Here is a 22027-nt window from a genome sequence, read left to right as displayed (position 1 = left end):
CGCGTCGGCGTCGACCTTCGCGGTCGGCGCCGTGGTCCCGCTCATCGTGGCGCGCCTCGCGCCCGGGGCGCGGTCAGGGTCACGCTCGCCATGGCCGCGACGGCGGGGGTGAGGATGATCTTCGGCGTGACCGCGGGCTAGGCGGCCAGCATCGCCTCCACCGCCGCGCGGCGGGGCAGGGGGGCGACGGCGCCATAGCCCTCGACCGAGATCGCGGCGGCGGCGGCGGCGAAGCGGGCGGCCTCCTGCGGGTCGCCGCATTCCAGCCAGCGGGTCAGGAAGGCGCCGTCGAAGCAGTCGCCCGCCCCGGTCGCGTCCACCGCGCGCGCGGTCCGCGCCGGGATGCGAACGCGGCCCGCAGCGGTCGCCACCATCGCGCCGTCCTCGCCCAGCGTCAGCGCCACGACCTTGGCGCCGAGATCGAGGTAGAAGCCGCAGATCGCCTCGGCATCCTCCAGCCCGGTCAGCGCGCGGGCGTCGTCGATCCCCGGCAGGGCCACGTCGACGCGTTCCATCGCGCGGTGGATCACCTCGCGGGCGCGGTCCAGAGACCACAGCCGCAGCCGCAGATTGGGGTCGTAGGAGACGAGCGCGCCGGCCTCGCGCGCCGCAGCGATCGCGGCGAAGCCCGCCTCGGCGGCCGTCTCCGAAATCGCCTGGGAGATGCCTGACAGATGCAGCAGGCGGGCCTCGCGGATCGCGTCCAGCGGCAGATCGCCAGGCCCCATCCGCGCCGCGGCGGATCCGGCGCGGCGATATTCGAACGCATGCCCGTCAGGCCCGTGCCGCACGAAATAGAGCCCGGTCGGCGCGTCCGGATCGCGGGCGACCGCCGAGGCGTCGACCCCCTCCGCCGCCCAGAGCCGCGCCAGCCCGTCGCCGAACCCGTCCGCGCCGAGCCGGGTCGCGATCCCGGCCCGGGCCCCCAGCCGGGCGGCGGCGATGGCGACGTTCGAGACGTCGCCGCCGAAGCCTTCCAGCCAGCGGCCGGGCTCGGTCTCGTTGAACTCGACCATCGGCTCGCCGAGGCAGAGGATGTCGAGTTTCGCCGTCATGCCGCGCCCCGGGCGGCGCGCGCCGCGGCGACGAGCTCGGCGGCGATCACCGCCACCTCGCTCGCCGGGCGTCCGGGTTTGTAGAGCGCCGAGCCGATGCCGGCCCCGTTCGCCCCCGCCGCCATGAATTCGGCGAGGTTCGTCGCCCCGACGCCGCCGGTGACCACCACGCGGGCGGTTTTGGGGAGCACTGCGCGAAGCGCCTTGATGAAGCTCGGCGCGATCGCGTCGCCGGGGAAGATCTTCAGGCAATCCGCCCCGGCGTCGAGCGCCGCGAACGCCTCCGAAGGGGTGAACACGCCCGGGCAGGACACCATGCCAAGCCGCTTGGTGGCGCGCACCACCTCGACGTTGAAGTTGGGCGAGACCACGATCCGCCCGCCCGCGTCGGCGGTGCGGGCCGCGTCCTCGGGGGTCAGCACGGTGCCGGCGCCGATCAGGCAGGTCTCGCCATGCGTGTCGGCGAGCTGGCGGATGGTGGCGAAGGCGTCCGGCGAATTCAGCGGCGCCTCGAGTATCGAAAACCCCGCCTCCACCAGCGCGTCGCCCACCGGCAGCGCCTCGGGCGGGGTGATGCCGCGCAGGATGGCGATCAGCGGCAGGTGGTCGAGGGCGGCGTCGAGGGTGATCATCGGGCGTCTCCGGGATGGGGGCGGAGGGGGGCTTTCGCCCGCCCCCTCAGTGGTTGTCGCGCGGCATGCCCTTGGCGGCGATGCGCTGGTATTTCACCGCCGGCTTCAGCACCATGCCGTCGCCGAGCTGGTCGACGCAGCCGCGCTGCATCTCCTGCCACGGCGTCTGCGAGGCGGGGTAGGCGTAGCCGCCCGCGTCCTGCAGCGCCGACAGCCGCAGCGCCCAGTCGGGTTCCGAGACCAGCGCGTCGACCGACCCGGTCTTCATGTCCACCCGCACCTTGTCTCCGGTCTTCAGCAGCGCCAGCGGCCCGCCGGCGGCGGCCTCGGGGGAGGCGTTGAGGATCGAGGGCGAGCCCGAGGTGCCGGACTGGCGTCCATCGCCGATGCAGGGCAGCTCGTTGACGCCGCGCTTCAGCAGGTAGTCGGGGGCGCGCATGTTCACCACCTCGGCCGCGCCGGGATAGCCGATGGGGCCGACGCCGCGCATGAAGAGGATGCAGTGCTCGTCGATCTCGAGCGCCGGGTCGTCGATGCGGTGGTGATAGTCCTCCGGCCCGTCGAAGACGATGGCGCGGCCGACGAAGGCCTCCGGGTCGTCGGGGTTCGACAGATACCGCGCCCGGAAGTTCGGCGAGATGGTCGAGGCCTTCATGATCGCGGTGTCGAAGAGGTTGCCGCGCATCACCCGGAACCCGGCCGCCTTCTTCAGCGGCGCGGAGAAGGGCATGATCACGTCGGCGTCCTCGGAGCGCTTGCCCCGGCAGTTCTCGCCCATGGTGCGCCCGGTGACGGTCATCGCCTCTTCGCGGATCAGACCTTCCTCCATCATCGCCCCGATCACCGCCGGCACGCCGCCGGCGCGATGGAAATCCTCGCACAGATACTTGCCGGCGGGCTGGAGGTTGACCACCAGCGGGATCTCGCGCCCGATCCGCTCCCATTCCTGAAGGTCGAGCGCGACCCCCGCATGCCGCGCGATGGCGGCGATGTGGATCGGGGCGTTGGTCGACCCGCCGATGGCCGAGGACACGGCGATGGCGTTCTCGAAGGCCGGGCGGGTGAGGATGTCGGAGGGCTTGAGGTCCTCGCGCACCATCTCCACGATCCGCTTGCCGGTCTGGTAGGCGATCTGGGCGCGTTCGCGATGGGGCGCGGGGATCGCGGCGCAGCCGGGCAGGGACATGCCCAAAGCCTCGGCCAGCGAATTCATCGTCGTCGCCGTGCCCATGGTGTTGCAGAACCCCGGAGACGGGGCCGAGGCCGCCGCCATCTCCATGAAGCCCTCATAGTCGATCTCGCCGCGCGCCAGCATCTCGCGCGCTTTCCAGATGATCGAGCCGGATCCGGCCCGCTCGCCCTGGTGCCAGCCGTTCAGCATCGGTCCGCCCGAAAGCGCTATGGCGGGAATATCCACCGTCGCCGCCGCCATCAGGCAGGCGGGCGTGGTCTTGTCGCAGCCGATGGTCAGCACCACCCCGTCGAGCGGGTAGCCGTAAAGCACCTCGACCAGCCCCAGATAGGCCAGGTTGCGGTCGAGCGACGCCGTGGGGCGCTTGCCCGTCTCTTGGATCGGGTGGACGGGGAATTCGAAGCAGATCCCCCCGGCCTCGCGGATGCCCTCGCGGGTGCGTTTCGCCAGCTCCATCAGGGGGCGGTTGCAGGGGGAGAGGTCGGAGCCGGTCTGGGCGATGCCGATGATCGGGCGGCCCGACTGCAGCTCCTCGCGGGTCAGTCCGTAATTCAGATAGCGCTCGAGGTAGAGCGCGGTCATGCCGGGATCGTCGGGATTGTCGAACCAGTTGCGGGAACGGAGTTTTCTGGGGGCGTCGGTCATCGCCGGTCTCCTCAATGGGTCGTCGCGCGGGTGCGCGCGTCGGGGCGGGTCTTGAGGCCCGCCCGGAGCGTCACGCCATGTCCGGGGGCGTCGGTGACATCTATCATGCCGTTCACGGGGGTGGGCACGGCCTCCGCGATCTCCAGATGCCAGCCGGTGTAGAAGGCGCGCACCGATTCCTGGATCAGGGCGTTCGGCGCATGCAGGGACAGGTGGCAGGACGCGGCGTAGACCACCGGCCCGGTGCAGTCATGGGGGGCCACGGGGATCTGATAGGCCTCCGCCATGCCGGCGATCTTGCGCGCGGCCGACACGCCGCCGCACCAGCCGAGGTCGAGCATCGCGACGCCCGCCACGCCGGTCTCGAAATAGTCCCGGAAGGCGTGGATCGAGGGCAGGGTTTCCGACGCGCAGATCATCGCGTCGGAATGGCGGGCGTATTCCTTCAGATCGGCGAGGTTTTCGAGGCGGAACGGATCCTCGTGCCAGTAGGTGTCATAGGGTTTCAGCGCGCGCGCCAGCCGGCGCGCCATGGGCGGCGACCACAGCGAGTGGAACTCGACCATGATGTCCATGTCGTCGCCGACCGCGCTCCGAATCTTTTCGAAGGGCTCCAGCGCGGTCCGCAGCTCTTCGGGGGTGATGTCCCACCCGCCCGACCGCTCGGCCGCCGGGTCGAACGGCCAGATCTTCATCGCGGTGATGCCCTGGTCCTTGAGGCTCAGCGCCAGCTCGTCGGCGCGATGCAAAAACCCGTCGAGGTCCTCATACGGCCCCTCGGCGGCCGTCGTGTTCCAGTTCGCCACGGCCTGCCCCTCAGCCGAGCGGACATAGCGGTAGCCGGCGCAGGTGTTGTAGGTGCGGATCGCGTCGCGCGCCCGCCCGCCCAGCATGTCGACCAGCGGCGCGCCATGGACTTTTGAAAACAGGTCCCACAGCGCGATGTCGATGGCGGAAAGCGCGCGCGTCTCCACCCCCGCCCCCCGCCAGCCGATATAGTCGCGCAGGCTCGTCATCCGCGCCGGGATCGCCAGCGGGTCCTGCCCGATCAGGCGCGGCGCGCACCAGTCGTGGACATAGGCCTCCACGGCGCTCGCGCCGAAGAAGCTCTCGCCCAGGCCCACCGTGCCGTCGTCGGCGGTGATCTCCACCCAGGCGAGGTTGGGGAACTCGCCCAGGCGCAGGGTTTCGACCTTCGCGATCTTCAATCCGGATGCCATGTCGTCCTCAGCGTCCGGTGATGCCGGGGAAGGCGATCAGCACCGCCAGCGCCAGGATCTGCATGGCGATGAAGGGCAGCAGCGACTTGAAGATCGTCCCCAGGCTGATGTCCGGCGGCGCCACCGATTTCAGGTAGAACGCGGCCGGCCCGAAGGGCGGCGACAGGAACGACACCTGCATGTTCATGCAGAACAGCACCCCGAACCACACCGGGTCATAGCCCAGCTTGGTGATGATCGGCACGAAGACCGGCATGGTCAGCAGCGCGATGCCGGTCCAGTCGAGGAACATGCCCAGCACGAACAGGATGCCCATCATGAACAGCAGCACATGCAGCCGGTCGTCGGAAATCCCGGTGATGAGGCCGGAGACGAACTGGATGCCGCCCATCAGGTTGAAGACGCCGACCAGCGCCGAAGCGCCGATGCCGATCCACACGATCATGCCGACCGTGCGCAGCGTCTGCAGCGCGGCGCCCTTGAGCAGCGCGAAGGTGAACTCGCCGCGCACCACGGTGGACAGCAGCACGCCCAGAACGCCGACCGCCGACGCCTCGGTCACCGAGGCGACGCCCCCGTAGATCGAGCCGAGCACGCCCGCCACCACCAGCATCGGCAGGATCAGGCCCTTGAGCAGCCGCAGCTTCTCGGCCCGCGGGATCGGGGCTTCGTCGACGATGGGGGCGATGGCGGGGTTGATGTAGGCGCGGACCAGCACATAGATCACGTAGAACCCGGCGAGCATCAGCCCCGGCAGGAACGACGCGGTGAACAGGTCGCCGATCGAGACGTTGGCGGTCAGGCCGTAGAGAATGAGCACGATCGACGGCGGCACCATGGTGCCGAGCGCGCCGCCCGCGCAGACCACGCCGATGGCGAGCTTGCGGTCATAGCCGAGCCGCAGCATCTGGGGCAGGGCGAGCAGGCCGAGCAGCACGATCTCGCCGCCGATGATGCCCGACATGGCGGCCAGGATCACCGCGACCAGCAGGGTCTGGATCGCCACGCCGCCGCGCAGGCGCCCGCCGACCAGCTTCATCGCGTCGAAGAGATCGCGGGCGATGCCGGACCGGTCGAGGATCGCCGCCATCAGCACGAACATCGGCACCGAGACGAAGATGAAGGACGACACGAAGGTGTAGACGCGGGACGTGATCAGCGGCACCGCCATCGGGCCGAACCAGCCCAGCGCGAAGACCAGCGCCACGAGCAGCGTCACGAAGGCCAGCGGAATGCCGGTCAGCAGCAGGACCAGCAGCATCGCGAACATGGCGAGCGTGGCGCCCTCGACGCCCAGCGCCTGGATGGAACCGAAGACCTCCATCACCCACGCCCCTTGCCGGCCGCGGTGCGGGTCCCGGTCGCATAGCTCCACGCCAGGATCACGAACTGGATCGCCATAAGGCCCATCACCACCATCAGGAAAATCTTGATCAGCGCCGGGAACGCCGGGTCCCAGGCGGAGCCGGAGCTCTCGAGCCGCACCGAGCCGTCGGGAGAGAACGCGGCGCGCGACACCATCACCCAGGCCGCCCAGCAGAACATGGCCGACGCGAGCGCGCAGATCGCCGAGATCGCCACGTCGAACCCCCGGCGGACCTTGGCGGGCAGCCAGTCGTAGATCAGCACCACCCGGATATGCCGGTCATGGGAGGTGCAGTAGAGCCCGCCGTAGACGAAGGCGCAGCCGCACAGGAACACCGTCGTCTCATGCGCCCAGATGGTGGGCGCGTTGAACACGTAGCGCAGGAACACCTCCTGGATCAGGATCAGCATCGAGACCACGATGCCGGCGGCGAACAGCAGTCCGCCGCGGTCGATCCAGCGGCCGAGCCGGCCGGCCTCGGGAACCGCGGTCACGTCCTCGCGCAGGATGGCTTCGGGCGGAGGGCTGTCGGTCATGGCGAGGTCTCCGCGATGGAGGCGAGGGACAAGGCGCGCGCCCACGCGGGGTGCGGGGCTGCGGGCGCCACGGGAATGTCGGAGGAGGGTGGGGCGCGAAAGCGCGCCGGCAACCCGAAGGCCGCGCGGGCCGAACGCGACGCGGGGGCCGAAGCCCCCGCGAAACGGTCTCAGTTCATCAGGCCCTTGTCCTTCAGATAGGCCACGAGCGTGTCGTAGACCTTGCGGGCGTTGTCGGACCGCTCGGCGACCTTCTCCCACTCGGCCATGGCGATGGTGCGGAACTTGGCCCGCTCCTCGGCCGACCAGTCGTGGACGGTGATGACGCCGCCGGCCTTGGCCTTCTCGACCGCGGCCGTGTCGGCCTTCTTCACCTCGGCGGTCTGGAGCTGGGCGAACTCGATCACCGACTCCTCCAGCGCCGTCTGCAGATCCTCGGGCAGCGCGTCGAACTTCGCCTTGTTCATCGAGATCTCGATGAGCGGCAGCGAGTGGAAACCCGGATAGACCGGGTGATGCGCCACGTCGTTCAGGCCCTGCGCCTGGTTGGTGGAGAAGACGTTGTAGTCCGCGGCCTCGATCACGCCCTTGTCGAGCGAGGTGAACACCTCCGACCCCGGCAGGTTGACCGGCGACGCGCCGGCGGCGGCGAAGACGTTCTGCACCAGGCCCTCGGGGGCGCGCAGCTTCAGGCCCTTGAGGTCGTCGACGCCGTCGAGCGGGACCTTGGACACGAAGGACTCGAGCCCCGGCGAGGTGGCGCCGATGAAGTGCAGGCCGTAGGGGCCTTCGAGTTCCTGCATCAGCTCCCGGCCGCCGCCCTCGTTGATGAAGTCGAACATCTCCTGGGGATCGGAATAGGCGCCGACCGGGTTGGCGATCAGGCCGAAGGCGGGGTCCTTGCCGGCGAAGTAGCTGACATCGGTGATGTGCCCGTCGAGGATGCCGGCGGCGATGGCGTCCTGGGTCTCGTTATGGGCGACGAGGGACTCGACCGGCATCAGCTCGACCGTGATCCGGCCGCCGGTCTTCTCCTTGACGATCTCGGTCCACTTCTTCTGCATCTCGTAGTTCGGGTTGCCGGCGGGATCGCTCGACTGGAACCGGAAATTGTAGTCCTGGGCCATCGCGGCCCCGATGCCCGCGCCGGTGGCGAGCGTGATCGAAGCGGCCGCGAGCGCGGTTTTCATCCACATCATGACGTTGTCCTCCCTTGGATTATCAAGCGCCCGGGCGTTCCGCCCGGAATTCATCCGTGCAGCCTCAAGGCCGCGAGAATCGACCGCCAAAGCTTGTGGCAGCGCTGCCACGACGGTATGATAGCGCTATCATGTTTGTCAACGCGACCCGATCCGGGCGCCTCGCCGCCGCCCGCGCCCCCCGGTCGACACAGGCCGCGCGATGGGCATTATGGCGCCGGGAACCGCAGGATGGGGGAGGGGATCAGGATGCGCGCGACGCGGCAGGGCACGGGGCGGGGGACGGGCGCATGAGCCAGCGCCGCTCCTCCGGCCGCCCGACGCTCGCCGACGTCGCCCGCATCGCCGGCGTCGGGCCGATCACGGTGTCGCGCGCGCTGCGCCGCCCCGACCAGGTCTCTCCCGACACCCGCGCCCGGATCGAGACCGCGATCCGCGAGCTGAATTACGTCCCCGACCCGCAGGCCCGCGTGCTCGCGTCGGGCCGCTCCGACGTCATCGGCGTGCTGCTGCCCAGCCTCACCAACAACGTCTACGCCGACGTGCTGCTCGGCATCCATGACGCCGTGGCGGGCTCGGGCTTCCAGATCCAGATCGGCGACACCCGCTATGATGCGGAGGAGGAGGACCGCCTCGTCTCCCTCTTCGCCTCCCAGCGCCCCGCGGCGATGCTGGTCACCGGCATCGACCAGTCGCCCCGCACAAGGGCGCTGCTGAGCGCCGCGGGCTTTCCCATCGTGCAGATCATGGAGCGGAGCGCCGATCCCATCGACATGCTGATCGGCTTCTCCCATCACGAGGCCGCCAAGGAGGCGGTGCGCCATCTCGCGGCGCGCGGCTATCGGCGCATCGGCATGCTCGGCGCGCGCATGGACGCCCGCCTGATGCGTCGGCGCGAGGGCTGGCGGGAGGCGTTGGGCGAAGCCGGCCTCGGCCCCCCCTTCCACGAGGCGCTCTCGCCCGAGCCGAGCAGCGTCACCATGGGCCGCCGGCTGACCGCGCAGCTGCTGGACGCGACCCCGGACCTCGACGCCGCCTTCTGCGCCAATGACGACCTCGCGCTCGGCGCGCTCTTCGAATGCCAGGCGCGCGGCATCGCGGTCCCCGACCGCTTCGGCATCGTCGGTTTCAACGACCTCGAGATGATGGCCGCCGCGGTGCCCTCGATCACCTCGATCCAGACCCGCCGCCGCCGCATGGGGCGGCTCGCCATCGAGATGCTGCTCGCCAGGATCAACGGCGCCGCCCCCGCCTCGCCCGCCGTCGATCTGGGCTTCGAGCTGATCCAGCGGTCGAGCACCCGGAGCGGCTGACCCAGATCCGCAAGGTGACGCATGGGCGCCGCGGAGCGGCCCGGCCGCGGCGCCTGCCGATCGCGCAGACCGTGGCGCGCAGTCGGGCGCCCCTGCTGCGATGCAATAATTCACGCCGTTTTCGCGGCGCCGCCGACATTCATTTGTGGACAGCCGAGACCTAATTTCACAGGCTCGTTATCGGGTCGCGGAACCAGCCGCGCCCGTCAAAGGAGGCCGGGCTCGACCCCGGCCCGACTTCAGGCCGCGTCCAACAGCGCGGCGCGCAACAGCGGAGGCGCGACCATGTTGATCACTCGCAGACTGGCGGCGACGGGACTCGCCGCGGCATTGCTTTCCAGCGTGGCGTTCGCGCCCGCCCCGTCCTACGCGGCCCCACCCGCCGACACGTTCGTGATGGCCAAGGACGTGTCCGACATCATCACCCTCGACCCGGCCGAGGTGTTCGAATTCTCCGGCGGCGAGATCATCGCCCAGATCTACGACCGGCTGATGTGGTTCGAACCCTCCGACATGTCGACCCTGGTCTGCGGCGTGTGCGAGACCAACACGGTTTCCGACGACGCCAAGACCATCACCTTCGCGATCCGCGAGGGCATGACCTTCGAGAGCGGCAACCCGGTCCGGGCCGAGGATGTGGTCTATTCGCTGCGCCGCGTGGTGAAGCTGAACAAGACCCCGGCCTTCATCGTCACCCAGTTCGGCTGGACGCCTGAAAACGTGGACGAGCTGGTCCGGGTCGAGGACGGGAAGGTGGTGGTCACCATCACCGAGGAATTCTCCCCCGCCCTCGTGCTGAACGCGCTGTCGGCCGGCGTCGCGTCCATCGTCGACATGAAGACGGTGGAGGCCAACGCCGTCGACGGCGACATGGGCTACGCCTGGCTGAAGAACCATTCCGCAGGCTCGGGCCCGTTCAAGCTGCAGACCTGGAAGGCCAACGAGCTGGTCTCGATGACCGCGAACGAGAGCTTCCGCCAAGGCGCGCCGGGCGTGAAGCGGGTGATCGTGCGTCATGTGGCCGAGCCGGGCGCCCAGCGCCTGCTGATCGAAAAGGGCGACATCGACGTCGCCCGCGATCTCACGCCGGACATGGTGGCGGCGCTCGGCGCCAACGCCGATCTCAAGGTGCAGACCGACCCCAAGGCCGCCGAGATCTACATGGCCTTCAACCAGTCGGACGAGATCCTGTCCAACCCCAAGGTCGCCGAGGCGATCCGGTATCTGGTCGACTACAAGGGCATGGAGGAGAGCTTCCTGAAGGGCCAGTTCAAGGTCCATCAGGCGGCCTGGCCCGAGGGGATGTGGGCGGCTTACAACGAGACGCCCTATCGCCTCGACGTCGAGAAGGCGAAGGCCCTGCTGGCCGAGGCGGGCTACCCGGACGGCTTCTCGATCCACATGGATACGCTCAACCAGTCGCCCTATCCCGAGATCGCCCAGGCGGTTCAGGGCACGCTCGCGCTCGGCGGCATCAAGGCCGAGATCGCCACGGCCGAGGGCAAGACCCTTTGGCCGATGTATCGGGCCCGCAAGCACCAGCTGATCCTCGCCCAGTGGTCGCCGGACTATGTCGACCCGCATTCGAATCTCGACGCCTTCGCCCATAACCCCGACAACCGGCTGGAAGCCAAGCTCACCGGCGTGCTGGCCTGGCGCAACGCCTGGGCGTCCGAGGACATGAACGCGATGGTGGTCGCGGCCCGCAACGAGACCGACGTCCCCAAGCGCGCCCAGCTCTACAAGGACATCCAGGAGAAGCTGATGCATGAGGGCCCCTACGCCATCATGTTCCAGCAGACCGAGCAGGCGGTGATGCGCAAGGAGGTCGAGGGCTTCGTCTCCGGACCGACCTTCGACCTGATCTTCTACCGCACCGTGACCAAGTAGGGCCGCGGTCTTGACCGACACGACGAGCGCGGCGCCGAAGGGGTCCTTCCCCGCGGCGCCGCGCGCCCTGCGGGCGACGGCGAGCGCGCTCGTCTCGCTCCTGCTCACCTTTCTCGGGCTGACCGCCATCACCTTCGTGATCGGCCGGGTCATGCCCTCCGACCCGGTGCTGGCGGTGGTCGGGGACCGCGCCTCCGAGGCGACGTATCAACGGGTGTTCCTGGAGATGGGGCTCGATCGCCCGATCTGGGAGCAATACCTCACCTATCTCGGCCAGATCTTTCGCGGGGACTTCGGGACCTCGATCATGACCTCGCGGCCGGTGACCGAGGACATCCTGCGGTTCTTCCCGGCGACGCTGGAGCTGGCGACGCTCGCCACCCTGATCGGCTGCGTGATCGGCATTCCGCTCGGCGTCTGGGCCGCGGTGAACCAGGGGCGCTGGATCGACCATTGCGCCCGGGTGCTGGGGCTCGCGGGCTATTCGGCGCCGGTGTTCTGGCTGGGGATGCTGGGCCTGCTGATCTTCTACGGCAATCTCGGCTGGGTCGAGGGCCCGGGCCGGATCGACATCTATTACGACGGGGTCGTGGACAGCGTCACCGGGGTGATCCTGATCGACGCGGCGCTTCAGGGCGAGTGGGAGATCTTCCACAACGCCATCGGCCACCTGATCCTGCCCGCCGGCGTGCTGGGGCTATACGCCCTCGCCTATATCGCGCGGATGACGCGGTCCTTCATGCTCGACCAGCTGGGGCAGGAATACGTGCTGGCGGCCCGGATCAAGGGCGCCTCCGAAACCTCGGTGATCTGGAACCACGCGTTTCGAAATGTGCTGGTGCAGCTGATCACCACCATCGGCCTGACCTACGCCTCGCTGCTGGAGGGCTCGGTGCTGACCGAGACCGTGTTCTCCTGGCCCGGCATCGGGCAATACATCACCACCTCGCTGTTCAACGCCGACATGAACGCGGTGCTGGGCGGGACCGTGGTGGTGGGCATCTGCTTCGTGGGGATCAACATGCTCTCCGATCTGCTCTACCGCTTCGCCGACCCGAGGGCCCGGACATGAGCGCCGTCGCCGACGCGCCGAGCGGCGGCGTCCGCGCCTGGCTCCGTTCGCCCTCGCCCGCCTCCACCTGGCAGGCGCGCGCGCAACGCGCCTGGCTCGGCTGGCTCGCTTTCCGCACCAATCCCATCGCGATGGCCGGGCTGCTCATCGTGACGGCGCTGGTGCTGGCGGCGATCTTCGCACCGCTGCTGACCGGCGGCCCCGGCCTGACCCCCGACCTCGAGAATCGGCTGCTGCCCCCCTCGGCCGAGCACTGGCTGGGCACCGATCAGCTGGGCCGCGACATCTACGACCGGCTGATCTGGGGGTCGCGGGTGACGCTCTACATCGTGGGGCTGGTGTCGATCATCGTCGCCCCCATCGGCCTCGCGGTCGGCACGCTCGCGGGCTATGCGGGGGGCTGGGTCGACGCGGCGCTGATGCGGATCGTCGACATTTTTCTCGCCTTCCCCCGCCTGATCCTGGCGCTGGCCTTCGTCGCGGCGCTGGGTCCGGGGCTGGAGAACGCCGTCCTCGCCATCGCCCTGACCACCTGGTCCCCCTACGCCCGCATCGCCCGGGCCGAGGTGCTGACCATCCGCAAGGCCGACTATATCGTCGCGGCCGAGGCGCAGGGCGCCTCCACCTGGCGCATCCTGCGCAAACACGTGGTGCCGCTGTGTCTGGCCTCGGTGATCGTGCGGCTTACGCTCGACATGGCGGGCATCATCCTGACGGCCGCCGGCCTCGGCTTCCTCGGCCTCGGCGCGCAGCCGCCGCTGCCCGAATGGGGGGCGATGATCTCCACGGGGCGCGATTTCCTCTATGACCAGTGGTGGGTGCCGACCGCGCCCGGCGCCGCGATCTTCCTGGTGTCGCTCGGCTTCTGCCTGCTCGGCGACGGGCTGCGCGACGTCCTCGACCCGCGGAGCGGCGAGGCATGAGCCCCCCTCTCATCGAGGTCGAGGACCTGCGCGTCACCTTCCGCACCCCCCATGGCCTCGTCGAAGCCGTCCGCGGCGTCTCCTTCGCCTTGGGCCGCGAGCGTCTCGGCATCGTGGGCGAAAGCGGGTCGGGCAAATCCCAGACCGGCCGCGCCCTCCTGCGCCTCTCCGCCCGCAACGGCCGGGTGCAGGCGAAGAAGATGGTGTTCGACGGCATCGACCTCCTCGCCGCCTCCGAGCGCCAGATGCGCAAGATCCGCGGGGCGCGGATCTCGATGATCATGCAGGACCCGCGCTATTCGCTGAACCCGGTGGTCAAGGTCGGCGAGCAGATCGCCGAGGCCTACCGCATCCACACCGACGCCTCCGCCCGCAAGGCCCGCGCCCGGGCGATGGAGATGCTGGAGACGGTGCGCATCCGCGAGCCCGGAAAGGTCTACGATCTCTACCCCCACCAGGTCTCGGGCGGCATGGGCCAGCGGGTGATGATCGCGATGATGCTGATCCCGGAGCCGGACGTGCTGATCGCCGACGAGCCGACCTCCGCCCTCGACGTCACCGTGCAGATGCAGGTGCTGGCGCTGCTCGACGACATGGTGCGCGAGCGGGGGATGGGGCTGGTGCTGATCTCCCACGATCTCAACCTGGTGGCGTCGTTCTGCGACCGGGTGATGGTGATGTATGGCGGCCAGGTGATGGAGGTCTTGGAGGCCGGGCGCCTGCACGAGGCGCGGCATCCCTACACGCGCGGCCTGCTCGACTGCCTGCCGACGCTGGAGCATCCGCAGGACATGCTCCCGGTTCTGACCCGGGACGCCGGCTGGCTGGAGGGCGCGCGATGATCGAGGTCGAGAACCTCTCCGTCGCCTTCGGCCGGGGCGTGAGCGCGGTCCAGGCGGTGCGCGGCGTGTCGTTCAAGGTGGCGAAGGGCGAGGCCTATGGCCTGGTCGGCGAAAGCGGATCGGGCAAATCCACGGTCCTGCGCGCCATCGCCCGGATCAATCCCGACTGGGGCGGGGCGATCCGGGTCCATGGCACGCCCCTGACCTCCAAGCGCTCGCGCGACGAGGCGCGGCGGATGCAGATGGTGTTCCAGGACCCCTATGGGTCGCTGCACCCGCGCCACACCGTCGACGCCATCCTGCGCGAACCGCTGGAGATCCATCGGATCGGCGACCGGGACCGACGGATCATCGCGGCGCTGTCGGATGTCGGCCTCGGCCCCGAATTCCGCTTCCGCTATCCCCACCAGATCTCGGGCGGGCAGCGCCAGCGCATCGCGGTCGCCCGCGCCCTGATCCTGGAACCCGAGATCCTGCTGCTGGACGAACCGACCTCGGCCCTCGACGTGTCGGTGCAGGCGGAGGTGCTGAACCTCCTGAAGCGCCTCCAGCGGGACCGGGGGCTCACCTATCTGATGGTCTCCCACAACCTCGCCGTCGTCACCCATCTGTGCGGGCGGGTGGCGGTGATGAACCGCGGGCGGGTGGTGGAGGAACTGACCGCCGAAACCCTGCGCACCGGCGCCCCGGCGGAGGCTTACACGCGCCAGCTGGTATCGGCGACCGAAGGCTATGACCGGGAGGCGGTGCGGGGGTATGTGACCTACGAGTAAGGGGGGCGCGGGGCGGGCGGGTCGGCGCCCGCCCCGATGCGGCGAAGGCGGGTTCGCACCCGCCCTACGAGCGCATGTAGGGCGGGCGCCAACCCGCCATGGCCCTGCCCCCTGTCAGGTGGGGATCAGGTTGGCGCGACGGAACTGGTAGGTCCAGGTCTCGGTCAGCGGCGTGCCGTTCATCGCCATGTAGAGGCGCAGCTCGGCCACCTCGTCCGACCCGATCTCGATGTCGAAGAACGCCCGCCACACGTTCCCGCCCGGCACCGGCTCCACGAAGGTCCGCACGATGCGCCCGACCGACGTGGTGGCGATCACGTCGGGCATCACCCCGTAGGGGATGGTGGTCAGCACTTCGGGCCGCTCGAACTCCACCGCGATCTTCCAGGTGTTGGCCGGCCGGGGCAGGCCCGGCTGGCCGCCGCGGCCGATCCGGGTGGAGATGGTCTGGGCGATGTTGGTGGCGGGGTAGGGGTGGTCGTCGCGCCAGTGCAGCTTGTAGCGCAGCCGCCAGGCGGACCCGGCCTTCGCCGGCCGCTCGGGCACCCAGAACGCCCCGACATTGTCGTGGATCTCGTCGTCGGTCGGGATCTCCAGCAGCTGGATCGCGCCGCGGCCCAGCGGCTCGATCGGCTCGACCCAGAGGCTCGGGCGACGCTCGTAGTTCACCCCGTCGCGGTAATGGTCAAAATCGCGGTCGCGCTGCATCAGCCCGAAGCCGCGCGGGTTTTCCGCGGTGAAGGCCGAGACCTGGGTCCCGGTCGGGTTGTTCAGCGGGCGCCACATGCGTTCGCCGTCGGCCATCCACAGCTCGAGCCCGTCGCTGTCATGCACCTCTCCGCGCCAGTCGAAGGCGCGTTCGCGGCCATATTCGCCATACCAGAACATCGAGGTCAGCGGCGCGAGGCAGAGCCGCTGCACATCGCGGCGCAGGAAGAGCTGAGCCTCGACCTCCATCTCCACGCCGCGCGTCCGGTCGCGGCCGCGCAGCACGGTGAAGCGGAAGGCGCCGGTGATCGACGGACCGTCGAGCAGCGCGCAGACCGTGACCGGGGCGTCGGGATCCTCGCTCTCGCCGATGTAGAATTCGGTGAAGTCGGGAAATTCCTCCGGCCCGTCGGGCAAGGCGGGGTTGATCGCCACGCCGCGGGCGGAGAGGCCGTATTGCCCCGAGGCGCCGATGGCGCGCAGGTAGGACGCGCCGAGGAAGGCGAGCCAGTCCTGCGTCGGCCAGTCCTCCGTCCCCACCCATTCCTGGAAGCGGAAGCCGGCGAAGCCGCTGTCGGCGGGCAGCTTGCGGGCCGGATTGTCGGCGGGCATCGAGAACAGGGACTGGTCGTAGGGGAATTCGGTGGCGCGTCCGTCGCGGACGATGTGCATCTTCACCGACTTCTGGAAGTACTGGCCCAGATGGAAGAACGTCACCGGATAGGGTCCGGTCTCGGCGAAGGGGGCCTGGTCGGTGCGGAAGCGGATCTCGCCCCATTTGGAATAATCGATGCCGGCGGTGACCTCGGGCATCGGCTTGTAGGGCTCGCGATAGGCCATGCGGCAGGCGGCTTCGGCCCGGGCCACCAGCGCCTCGTAGGCGAAGGGGACGGAGGCGGGGACGGGGGCGGCGGATTGCGCAACGGCCCGGCCCAGCGGCGCGACGGCGGCGAGCGCCCCCATCGCGGCGGTGGATCCCAGGATGGCGCGGCGGCTGACGATCATGTGGGCCTCGACCTTGATGCAGGGCAGGGGGCGCGCGAACGCGCCCCTTCGACAGGCCAACCCCAGATAGGCGCCGCGGGGAAGACAACAAGACGTCGCGCGTCCGGACGCGCGATGGGTCGCGGCCCGTCGGACGGGGCGCGTTCGACGAGGGCGGCTCAGGCGGTCGCGATCCCCTCCGACCCGGCCCCCAGCAGCCGCGCGAGCGTCCCGGGACGGGCGCGGAGCGTCTCCGCCAGATCGTGCCGGTCGAGCGCGGCGTAGAACGCGTCCTTCGCCTCCTTCAGCGCCCTGACCAGCCCGCACTGGCCGCGCAGCAGACAGGTCGCGCAGTCGACCATGGCCGCGTCCCCTTCCATCAGCCGCACGATCTCGCCCACCCGGATCTCGGCCGCCGGCCGGGCCAGCGCCACGCCGCCGTTGCGGCCGCGCACCGATCGCAGGATCCCGCCGTCGACCAGCGTGTTGACCACCTTCATCAGGTTGTTCTGCGACAGCCCATGGGCGCGCACGATCTCCGAAATCGGGACCACGCGCCCCTCATGCGCGCCGAGATAGAGACAGGCCCGAAGCGCATAGTCCGAGAAACGAGACAGCCGCATGATCCATGTCCTGACCGGGAACGCCGCTCATCTAAGCCGCCCCGCGCCGCGCTGGCAATCGCCCAGACCCCCCGGTCGCTGCGGGGCATGATCTTCGGCCCCGCGCCGCTTCAGTCCATCAGCGAGGGCAGCCAGGTGCTCAGCTCCGGAACCAGGAACAGCAGCGTGATCACCACCAGCTCGCCCAGGATGAAGGGGGCGACGCCGCGGAAGCCGTGCTCGATCTTCGCCCCCGCCGCCCCGCAGGCGACGAAGACGTTCATGCCCAAAGGCGGCGTCACCAGGCCGATCTCCGCGGTCTTGGTGACGATGATCCCGAACCAGATCGGGTCGTAGCCGAGCGACATCACCAAAGGAAACGTCAGCGGCAGGGTCAGGATGACGATGGCGATCTGGTCGATGAAGAAGCCGAGGATGATGTAGATGCAGATGATGACGATCATCACGCCCCAGCGCGGCAGCGGCAGGTCGCCCACCGCCGCCACCAGCGTCTGCGGGATCTGGGCGATGGCGAGGAAATAGCCGAAGATCATCGCGCCGATGATGATGGTGAAGATCATGCAGGTGGCGCGCAGCGTGGCGGTCAGCGCGTCGTTCAGCCCCGCGAGCCGCAGCCCGCCGATCAGCACCGAAATCACCAGCGCGCCGAGCGCGCCGACCGCCGCGGCCTCCGTCGCCGTGATCGCGCCGGAATAGATGCCGCCCAGAACCAGGAACACCAGCACCAGCGCCGGCCAGACCCGGGGCAAAGCGTCCATCCGCTCCTTGAGGGGAAACCGCTCGGTCGCCGGCGCGATCCCGGGGCGGCGGCGGACGAGGATCTGGATGACGATCAGGTAGCCCGCCACCGTGATCAGCCCGGGGATGACGCCCGCGAGGAACAGCTTGCCGATGGAGGTCTCGGTCATCACCCCGAAGAGGATCAGCGCGAGGCTCGGCGGGATCATGATCGACAGCGTGCCGCCGATGGCGATGACGCCGAGCGCGAAGCTCTCGTCATAGCCGTAGCGCCGCATCTCGGGCATCGAGATCCGCGCCATGGCCGCCGCCGCCGCGGTGGACGAGCCCGACAGCACCGCGAAGCCCACATTGGCCGCGATCGCCGCCATCGCCAGGCCGCCGCGGATATGGCCGAGCCACAGATAGGCCAGCCGGTAGAGGTCGCGCACCACCGACCCCCGCGCCAAAAACTCCGCCATCAGGATGAACAGCGGCACCGTCGACAGCAGGAAATGCGCCGAGGTCCGGTAGGGCGTGGTCTGAAGCACCCCCATCATCGGGCCGAAACCGATCTGGGAGAGGACGCCCAGCGCGCCGGTGACGCCCAGCGCGAAGGCGATGGGCATGCCCAGCGCGATCAGCGCGAGCAGGAGAAGAATGACCGTGGCGGCGAGCATCGGCGTGTCCTGAACGGGAGAACGGGAGGAAGGGGCGGCGCGGGATCAGAGCTCGTGCACGTCGGGCCCGTCGGCCCCGCGCCCGGCGATCTCGCCGCCCAGCATCAGCTGGATGGCCTGCAGCGCGAGCCGCAGGCAGAACATGAAGGACCCGAACGCGGCGATGGCCCAGGACGGTCCGGTGGGGATCGCCACCACGCCGGTGGTCCAGCGATTGGCCTCGAAATTCTGCAACGAGGTCCGCGCCGCCGCCCAGGCGATCAGCCCGAACAGCACGAGGGCCGCTAGCAGGTAGACGATCTCCAGACCCTTCTGCGCGCGGGCGGGCAGCAGGTCGAAGAACACGTCCGCCCGCACATGCCCGCCGACCCGCTGGGTCATCGCGAAGCTGAGGAACACCGCGCCGATCATCAGGTACATCTCGGTGATCTCGTAGACCCCCGGCACCGGGCTGTTGAGCAGATAGCGCCCCCCCGCATCGGCGCAGATCAGCAGCATCATCGCGACCAGCGCGAGCTTGGCGAACCAGCCGAGGAAGGTCTCGAGGGCGGCGACGGCGCGGTCGATGGCGTGCATTGGGCTCAAGGCTCCGGGATCAGAAGGAGAGAGGCGGGAGGGCCGCCCGGTCGCGCGCCCGAAAGCGGCGCGGCCGGGCGCGAGGCTCACATCGTGGTGAGCTCCTCCCATTTCGCCGCGACCATCTCGGCCGGCTTGCCCAGCTTGGCGAGGTTCTCCTCCCAGTCCTTGCGGACGGGGGCCAGCGCCTCGACCCAGGCCTTCTTCTCCGCGTCCGGCACCTGGTAGAGCCCGCCGCCGCGCTTCTCGAGCGCCGCGCCGAACTCCGCCTGCCGCTTGTCGTCCTGGGGCCATTGCAGGACGATGGTCTCCTCGCCCGCCTGCACCAGCGCGGTCTGGATGTCCTCGGGCAGCCCCTCCCACACGTCCATGTTGATGACGTTGGTGGTGGGGAAGAGGCCGAGGTTGAGGTTGTCGGTCGACCACATCAGCTGTTCCTCCAGCCGGTAGCCCGAGGCGGTCGGCAGGTTGAAGAGCGCGCCGTCGACCGTGCCGCGCTGGATGGCGGCGTAGAGGTCGGGGGCGGGAATGGCGGTCGGGATCGCGCCCAGCTGCTCCACCGACTTCTCCTGCACCCCGCCCGAAGACCGGATCTTGCGGCCCTTGAGCTGGTCGAGCGTGGTGACCTTCTCCTTGCGCATCATCAGCTGATAGGCGGGCGTGGTGGACGAGCGGATCACCCGGACCCCCTGCGGCTCGTATTCGATCTCGTTCAGCGTCCCCAGCAGCAGCTCATGCCAGGCCTTGTCGAGCCCCGCGCGGTCGGTGACGTTGCCGATCAGCGGCAGCGCCGCCACCGTCGACAGCGGCAGCCGGTCGGAGATGTAGAGCGGCGCCGCGTAGACCACGTCGGCGATGCCGTTCTGGCAGGCGTCGAGCATGTCGGCGGCCTTGGCCAGCTGCTCGGCCGGGAAATAGTCCAGCTTCACCCGGCCCTCGGTCAGCTCCACCACCCGCTCGATCCAGGCCTTGGTGTTGATCGAGGACGAATGCGTGGTCGGATAGCTGTCGGCGACGCGCAGGTTGAACTCCGCCGCGCGCGCCCGCCCGCCGATGGAGAACACGGCCGCGCCCGCGGCGCCGGCGGCGGCGGTCTTCAGAAAAGCTCTTCTCTTCATGGGGTTTCCTCCGGTTGGTTTTTGTATTGGCGGCGCGGGTCGGGGCGCCGCGCGGCTCAGTCGGTCGGGGCGGCGGCGGCGGGGATCATCCCGATCTCGGCCAGCAGCTCCTCGGTATGCTCGCCGAGCCGGGGCGCATGGCGGCGCAGGGCGTAGGGCGCGCCCGAAAACGTGACCGGCGGGCGGATGGTGCGATAGGCGCCCTCGGACGGGTGCTCGTCGGTCCCGAAGAGGCCCACCGCCTTGATGTGCGGGTCGTCGGGCAGATCCTCCAGCGCGATCACCGGCATGCAGGGGATCGAGGCCGCGTCGCAGAAAGCCGCCCATTGCGCGTTGGTCCGTCCGGGGGCGGCGCGGTCGATCACTTCGTAAAGCACTTCGATATGCGCCACCCGGTCGGGCATGGTGGCGAAGCGCGGATCGGCGATCAGCTCGCTTCGCCCGACCTCGGTCAGGAAGTCGCGCCAGTTGGCGTTGGAATAGGGCAGGATGCAGCAATGCCCGTCGGCGGTGGCGAAGGGTTTGCGCCAGGCGTTGAGCAGGCGTCGATAGCCGGGTTTGCCCAAGGGGGGCTCGAAGCCGAAGCCGCCCAGATGTTCGAGCAGCATGAACTCGATGGCGGTTTCGAACATCGGCACTTCCACGGCCTGTCCGCCCGCCCCGCGTTCGCGCGCGAACAGCGCCGCCAGGATCGCATAGGCGATGGCCTGTCCCGCGAGCTTGTCGCAGATCACCGTGGGCGCGTAGGAGGGCGCGCCGTCCCGCTCCGCCGCGAAGGCCGCGAAGCCGGAGCCGGCCTGGATGATGTCGTCATAGGCCGCCTTGTCCGCGTAAGGCCCGGCCGCCGAGAACCCGTAGGCGCCGCAATGGATGATGTCGGGCTTGATGGCGCGGACGTTGTCGTAGTCGAGGCGCAGCCCCCGGATCGCCTTGGGCCGCAGCGCATGGACGAAGACGTCCGCCGTGGCGATCAGCCGGCGCATCGCCTCCGCCCCCTCCGCCGATTTCAGGTCCAGCACCACCGAGCGTTTGTTGCGGTTCAGGTGCAGGAAATTCCCCGACATGCCCGGGTTGCGGCTGGGGCGGCCGCCGCGGGTGCTGTCGCCCTCCGCCGTCTCGATCTTGATGACGTCGGCGCCCATGTCGGCGAGGATATGGGTCGCGAAGGGCCCCATGATCACATTGGTCAGGTCGACGATCCGCACGCCCGCGAGCGGCCCGCCGGGCGTCAGGTCCCGCGGGCTCATGCGCGGGCCTCAGCGGCGGTGACGGCGACGATGGCGGGCCACAGCGCCTCGCCTCCCGCGGCGCAGATCCGGGCGCCGATCCGCTCCTCCCACCAGCTTTCGGCGCCGAACTCCTCGCGCCAGGACCACATGCGCCGGGTCAGGAAATGCAGCGGATGGTCCTGGGTGAATCCCATCGCCGCGTGCACCTGGTGGGCGATGGCGGAAACGCGGCCCGCCGCCTCCCCCGCCCGCGATTTCGCGAGGCCTGCGGCGAAGCCGAAATCGTCGGTCCCCCACGCCTCGGCGGCCATGTCGACGATGGCCGAGGCGGCGGCGACATGGCCGGCGGCCTCGGCCAGCATCTGCTGGATCGCCTGGAATTTCGCGATGGGCCGGCCGAACTGAACCCGGTCGTTGGCATGCGCCACCGCCATCTCCAGCGCGCGCTCCATCGCCCCGGCCATCTGCGCCGCCCGGATCAGCGCGCCATGGGGCATAAGACCGTCAGGGCCGAGCCCCGGAATTCTTCGAAGGGGCGCGTCCCCCTCCAGGACCAGCCCGTCCCGCGGCTCGTTCGCCAGGTTGCGCTCATGGGTCAGCGCGCGCCCCGTCAGCGGGACCAGCGCCACGCGGTCGTCGCCCGCATGGACCAGCGCCTGCGCCGCGTTGCGCCCGAAGGCGAGCCGGGTCAGCGGCCCGCGCCCGTCGGGCGCCGTCTGCACGGCCAACGTCGC

The 22027-nt window shown here is 69.7% G+C and carries 20 protein-coding genes; 6 read left to right on the top strand and 14 right to left on the bottom strand.

Annotated elements, in window-relative coordinates; all coding sequences use genetic code 11:
- Positions 1–137 precede the first annotated feature (137 nt).
- The 7 genes from ACTB72_RS03555 to ACTB72_RS03525 form a co-directional block, all read right to left on the bottom strand.
- Positions 138–1055 (bottom strand): sugar kinase, encoded by a 918-nt coding sequence (locus ACTB72_RS03555; RefSeq protein WP_463035607.1) that lies wholly within the window; start codon positions 1053–1055, stop codon positions 138–140.
- A complete protein-coding gene (locus ACTB72_RS03550; protein ID WP_463035606.1) occupies positions 1052–1687 on the bottom strand; it encodes a 2-dehydro-3-deoxy-6-phosphogalactonate aldolase in 636 nt (211 codons plus the stop codon). Before ACTB72_RS03550 ends, ACTB72_RS03555 begins: the two co-directional genes overlap by 4 nt.
- Before the next feature lie 46 nt (positions 1688–1733).
- On the bottom strand, positions 1734–3524 hold the full coding sequence (locus ACTB72_RS03545) for an IlvD/Edd family dehydratase (RefSeq protein WP_463035605.1): 1791 nt from the start codon (positions 3522–3524) through the stop codon (positions 1734–1736).
- Positions 3525–3535: 11 nt separating this feature from the next.
- Complete coding sequence (locus ACTB72_RS03540) at positions 3536–4744, bottom strand: mandelate racemase/muconate lactonizing enzyme family protein (RefSeq protein ID WP_463035604.1); 1209 nt, start codon at positions 4742–4744, stop codon at positions 3536–3538.
- Positions 4745–4751: 7 nt separating this feature from the next.
- Positions 4752–6068 carry a TRAP transporter large permease gene (locus ACTB72_RS03535; protein WP_463035603.1) on the bottom strand — a complete coding sequence of 439 codons (1317 nt, stop codon included), beginning with the start codon at positions 6066–6068 and terminating at the stop codon, positions 4752–4754.
- Positions 6068–6646, bottom strand: a complete 579-nt coding sequence (locus ACTB72_RS03530) for a TRAP transporter small permease subunit (RefSeq protein ID WP_463035602.1) — start codon at positions 6644–6646, stop codon at positions 6068–6070. The genes ACTB72_RS03535 and ACTB72_RS03530 overlap by 1 nt, the downstream gene beginning before the upstream one ends.
- Before the next feature lie 170 nt (positions 6647–6816).
- Positions 6817–7836, bottom strand: coding sequence for a TRAP transporter substrate-binding protein (locus ACTB72_RS03525; protein WP_463035637.1), 1020 nt, complete (start codon positions 7834–7836; stop codon positions 6817–6819).
- A 299-nt stretch (positions 7837–8135) separates the two neighbouring features.
- Here ACTB72_RS03525 and gntR point away from each other — a divergent pair, with 299 nt between their 5' ends.
- The 6 genes from gntR (at position 8136) to ACTB72_RS03495 (ending at position 14658) form a co-directional block, all read left to right on the top strand.
- A complete protein-coding gene (gntR, locus tag ACTB72_RS03520; protein WP_463035601.1) occupies positions 8136–9158 on the top strand; it encodes an HTH-type transcriptional regulator GntR in 1023 nt (340 codons plus the stop codon).
- A gap of 285 nt (positions 9159–9443) precedes the next feature.
- Entirely contained in the window at positions 9444–11048 is a 1605-nt protein-coding gene (locus tag ACTB72_RS03515; RefSeq protein ID WP_463035600.1) for an ABC transporter substrate-binding protein, read from the top strand.
- Positions 11049–11058: 10 nt separating this feature from the next.
- Entirely contained in the window at positions 11059–12120 is a 1062-nt protein-coding gene (locus ACTB72_RS03510; RefSeq protein WP_463035599.1) for an ABC transporter permease, read from the top strand.
- Positions 12117–13043: a nickel transporter permease gene (gene nikC / locus ACTB72_RS03505; RefSeq protein WP_463035598.1), complete on the top strand. Its 927-nt coding sequence runs from the start codon at positions 12117–12119 to the stop codon at positions 13041–13043. The genes ACTB72_RS03510 and nikC overlap by 4 nt, the downstream gene beginning before the upstream one ends.
- Complete coding sequence (locus ACTB72_RS03500; protein WP_463035597.1) at positions 13040–13885, top strand: ABC transporter ATP-binding protein; 846 nt, start codon at positions 13040–13042, stop codon at positions 13883–13885. Before nikC ends, ACTB72_RS03500 begins: the two co-directional genes overlap by 4 nt.
- Positions 13882–14658 carry an ABC transporter ATP-binding protein gene (locus ACTB72_RS03495; RefSeq protein WP_463035596.1) on the top strand — a complete coding sequence of 259 codons (777 nt, stop codon included), beginning with the start codon at positions 13882–13884 and terminating at the stop codon, positions 14656–14658. Before ACTB72_RS03500 ends, ACTB72_RS03495 begins: the two co-directional genes overlap by 4 nt.
- Positions 14659–14772: 114 nt before the next feature.
- On the opposite strand, the gene ACTB72_RS03490 is transcribed toward ACTB72_RS03495, so the two are convergent.
- The 7 genes from ACTB72_RS03490 to ACTB72_RS03460 form a co-directional block, all read right to left on the bottom strand.
- A complete protein-coding gene (locus ACTB72_RS03490) occupies positions 14773–16371 on the bottom strand; it encodes an OpgD/OpgG family glucan biosynthesis protein (protein ID WP_463035595.1) in 1599 nt (532 codons plus the stop codon).
- 158 nt (positions 16372–16529) lie between these two features.
- Entirely contained in the window at positions 16530–16973 is a 444-nt protein-coding gene (locus ACTB72_RS03485) for an RrF2 family transcriptional regulator (protein ID WP_463035594.1), read from the bottom strand.
- A 110-nt stretch (positions 16974–17083) separates the two neighbouring features.
- Positions 17084–18370: a TRAP transporter large permease gene (locus tag ACTB72_RS03480; RefSeq protein ID WP_463035593.1), complete on the bottom strand. Its 1287-nt coding sequence runs from the start codon at positions 18368–18370 to the stop codon at positions 17084–17086.
- Between the two features lie 45 nt (positions 18371–18415).
- Positions 18416–18946 (bottom strand): TRAP transporter small permease, encoded by a 531-nt coding sequence (locus ACTB72_RS03475; RefSeq protein ID WP_463035592.1) that lies wholly within the window; start codon positions 18944–18946, stop codon positions 18416–18418.
- Between the two features lie 86 nt (positions 18947–19032).
- Positions 19033–20064: a TRAP transporter substrate-binding protein gene (locus ACTB72_RS03470; RefSeq protein WP_463035591.1), complete on the bottom strand. Its 1032-nt coding sequence runs from the start codon at positions 20062–20064 to the stop codon at positions 19033–19035.
- A 56-nt stretch (positions 20065–20120) separates the two neighbouring features.
- Positions 20121–21311: a CaiB/BaiF CoA transferase family protein gene (locus tag ACTB72_RS03465; protein ID WP_463035590.1), complete on the bottom strand. Its 1191-nt coding sequence runs from the start codon at positions 21309–21311 to the stop codon at positions 20121–20123.
- A partial coding sequence (locus ACTB72_RS03460) for an acyl-CoA dehydrogenase family protein (RefSeq protein ID WP_463035589.1) occupies positions 21308–22027 on the bottom strand: 720 nt, incomplete at its 5' end. The genes ACTB72_RS03465 and ACTB72_RS03460, both read right to left, overlap by 4 nt.

Source organism: Albimonas sp. (assembly GCF_055129145.1).
This window is presented reverse-complemented; position numbering and strand designations above follow the sequence as displayed.